This is a genomic window from Caulobacter sp. P4_E5 (assembly GCF_056401555.1).
In genome coordinates, this window is the sequence record NZ_JBFUJD010000145.1 from 1 (window position 1) to 3,716 (window position 3,716).

The 3,716-nt window shown below is 66.2% G+C and carries 1 protein-coding gene and 1 pseudogene; both read right to left on the minus strand.

Features of this window, described 5'->3' with window-relative positions; genetic code table 11:
- Positions 1 to 94, minus strand: a pseudogene (locus AC1DSO_RS24500) (EF-hand domain-containing protein); the annotation flags it as partial.
- Positions 95 to 210: 116 nt separating this feature from the next.
- Positions 211 to 3,108, minus strand: a complete 2,898-nt coding sequence (locus AC1DSO_RS24505) for a TonB-dependent receptor (RefSeq protein WP_477071288.1) — start codon at positions 3,106 to 3,108, stop codon at positions 211 to 213.
- Between the last annotated feature and the right edge of the window lie 608 nt (positions 3,109 to 3,716).

Genomic DNA, 3,716 nt, shown 5'->3' on the forward strand with positions numbered 1-3,716 from the left:
GGGCCTTCCTGGGCCAGGGGCCTTCCTGGGCCAGGGCGGCGCCGGCGGCCAGCGTGGTGAGGCAAGCGAGCGCGACGATGAGCGTGCGGCGCATAGAGGGGTTTCCTTCCGGGGTGATGTCCCTGCTGGCCTCTTCGGCCCGAATTGTTGCGGGCTTATTTCGCGATTGCGGCGGGATCGGGCGGGCTGAGGAGCCCGCCCTTCGCCAGGTTAGAACTTGTACTGCAGGCCCAGGCTGAACTGGCGACCGGTGTGGGTGTAGACGAAGGTGCTGTCCCGGTCGGAGTCGATGAACTGCCGGTTGAAGCGGTCGAAGATGTTCAGGCCTTCCAGCGACAGCTTGAAGTGGTCGCTGATCTGGTACGAGGCGGCCATGTCGAAGGTCAGGTTCGGCGAATAGCCTTCCAGGTCCTGCAGCGGGTTGTTGGCCGGCAGGGCGACGATCGACTTGTCGCGATACGAGGCCGAGACGCGGGCGCTGAACTTGCTGTCCTCGTAGTAGAGCGTGGCGTTGTAGGCTTTCTTGGACAGGCCGATCAGGTCGTTGGTGGTGAGGCCGCCGGCGGCCAGGAAGTAGTCGATCTGGCTGTCGACATAGGTGAAGTTGAACAACGCGCCCGTGTTGCGCAGCAGGCCCGGCAGGAAGGTGAAGGACTGCTGGTAGTTGATCTCGAAGCCCTTCAGCGGGCCGCCCGGGGTGTTCAGGGGCCGGGTGACGGTGATCGGGGTGTTGTCCGGATCGACGCCCGACGAGCCCAGGAGCGCCATCGGCAGGCCGGTCTGGCGGAAGGTCAGCTGCTGGGACTGGTTCTGAACGTAGGTCTCGATGTCCTTGTAGAACAGCCCGACGCCGAGGATCGCGCCGGGGGCGAAGTACCATTCGGCGCCGACGTCGGCCGTCCAGGCGCGGATCGGGTCCAGGGTCGGGTTGCCCGAGGTGATCGACGGGGTGCCGGTCAGGTTCAGGCTGCCGCCGGGCGTCAGGAAGCCCAGCTCCGGCCGCGACACCGTCTTGGCGCCCGAGAAGCGCAAAACGAGGTCGGGGGTGGCGTCGACCGAGATGTTCAGCGACGGCAGGACGTCGGTATAGCTGTGCTCGGCGGTGACCTGCTGCGGCGTCAGGCCGATCTGGTAGCCACGCGACTCCAGCTCGGTCTTGGCGATGCGGAAGCCGACGTCGCCGCGCACGGGCACGCCGCCGATCTCGGTCTTCAGGTCGGCCTGCAGGTAGCCCGAGGTGACCTTCTCGTCGACGCGCCGGATGCCGCCGTAGTTGTTGACCAGGTTGTAGAGGCCGGTCTTGCCGTAGAGGTTCTGGTTTCCGACGAACTTGTCGTAGTCGATGGTCGCCCAGGCGCTGGGGAACACGCCGGCGTCGATGCCGTGGCCGCCGAAGCCGCTGACCACCTTGGTCAGGCTCTTCAGCTCGCTGGACGTGAAGCTGGGCACCAGGAAGTTGTTGGCCCGCTGGAAGGCCGAGGTGTCGAACGAGAACTCGTCATAGTGGCCGCCGACCTTGATGGTCAGGTCGTCGTCGACCGCCCAGGCCAGGTTCAGGTCGGCCGTCTTGTAGATGTTGGTCGTGAAGATCTGCTGCAGCCGCACCTCGGCGTTGGGGGCGGCGAAGCTGTACTGCGTGGCGTCGGTGACGTCGAAGCCGTGGGTGATGGTCGGCTGGTCGCGGTTCTTGCGGAAGTCGATCGTCATGCTCGTGTTCGGCCGCTGGAACATGATCGTCGTGGTCATCGGCTGGTCGTAGTCGGACTTCGAATAGCCGATCAGGCCCTTGACCGTGATCCGGTCGGTCAGCTCGTGCGTGCCGGCGAAGGTGTACTGCTGGAAGACGTTCTGGAACTCGTCGTGCTGGGTGTCGGAGCGCAGATCGACACCGTCGAAGCGGGCGAAGTCGACGTCGTAGACCTGCTGGCCGAAGTTGACGCCGGCGGTGTGGCTGGTCCCTGCGTCGCGCAGGACCAGTTCGCGCACGGCCGTCTGGGGCTTGCCGTTCTGGCTGATGGCGCGGGCGAACGAGAAGCCTTCCAGCCAGTTCTCCTCGCGCTTGACGTCATATTTCGAATAGAGGGCGTCGAAGCTCAGCGACGTGCGCGAGGTCGGCTTCCATTGCAGGGCCAGGGTGGCGCCTGTGCGCTGCTGGTCGTGGTGGAATCGGCCGTAGCGCGGCAAGCGCGGGAAGAACACGGTCGAACGGTTGGCCTGGTCGAACACGGTGTCGGTGGCGGCCGGACGGGCCACGCCGGTGGCGCAGTTGAGCGCGTCGGTGCCGTTGGCGGCGTTGGTGGCCGGGTTCTGCACCGGGCGGCCCACGGGCGTACAGAAGCCGCCGTCGACCGTGGCCGGGTTCCAGCCGCCCGAGCCCCACTGGTCCTCGAGGAACCGGCGCTTGCTATAGGCCAGCGAGGCCTGGGCCCCGAACTCGCCCCAGGCGGTGTCCCAGCGGTTGCCGACCACGGCGGTGAACTTGGGATCGATGTTCTTGGCCAGGTCGTTCCAGCCGGCCGCCGCGCCCAGCACCAGGGTCAGGCCCTTCTGGTCCAGCGGCCGGGCGGTCTCCAGGTCGACCGTCGCGCCCAGCGAGCCTTCGATCACCTCGGCCTGGGCGGTCTTGCGCACCGTGATGCCGCTGAACAGCTCCGAGGCGAAGGTGTTGAAGTCGAAGCCGCGGCCCAGGTTCGCGCCCCGGTCGCTGGTGGTCGCGCCGCTGGTCGACTGGGCTTCCATGCCGTTGATGCGCACGCGGGTGAAGGCCGGCGGCAGACCGCGCACGGTGATGGTGCGGCCCTCGCCGGCGACGCGGGTGATCGAGACGCCCGGCACGCGCTGGATCGACTCGGCCAGGTTGGCGTCGGGGAAGTCGGCGATGTCCTCGGCCTTGATGGCGTCGACCACGCCCGAGGACTGGCGCTTGACGCTGAGCGCGCTCTTCAGGCTCTCGCGGAAGCCGGTGACCACGACCTCTTCGACGGTGTTGTCGGGGGCGGTCTGGGCTTGGGTGGTTTGGGCCTGGGCGCCGGTGGCCGCCATGGCGCCCACAAAAGCCAGGGCCAGCAACGAGCAGCCCGAATTCCAGCCATGCTTGGACGACGACATGAGGACCTCCTGATCGGGCCGGCCCCGCCGCGCCCTTGATGTTTCCAACCCGAGGCTCCCGGTTGACCCGGTTCAGCGCTCTATCTAGAGAGCTCCCACATGTTGAGAGTGAGTCTCACAAGATAGGTAATATATGTCGGACAAATCTGGAGGCTGCAAGCTTCGGTAATCGAAGCTCGCGCGGAGGTTCGGGAAAAAGCGGCTATCCGGCTGTCAGCGGACCGGGAGGAGAAATCCCTCTCTCATGGAGAGAGGGAGGGGCCCGCCGCGAAGCGGTGGGAGGGTGAGTGGGTAGGCGAAGCCCCTGGACGATCTTGGCGCCGCTGCGCGTGATGTGCCGGCACGCCGGCTGAGGGTGTAACCACTCACCCTCCCACGCTGCGCGTGGGCCCCTCCCTCTCTCTAAGAGAGAGGGATTCATGGGGGTTCACGGGGATTGAGCGGGCTGTATCCCCGGCGTTCGTGAGACAGAACCCCACGAAATCAATCACTTCTCACTTTTACACGCGTCTGAATGATCCGCGTTGAATCCCGCTGCACAATCAATCCTGTCCCCGTCGCAAGGGGAGGGCGCTTGGATCCGGCCCAAAGCGGCGATGGGGATAGGT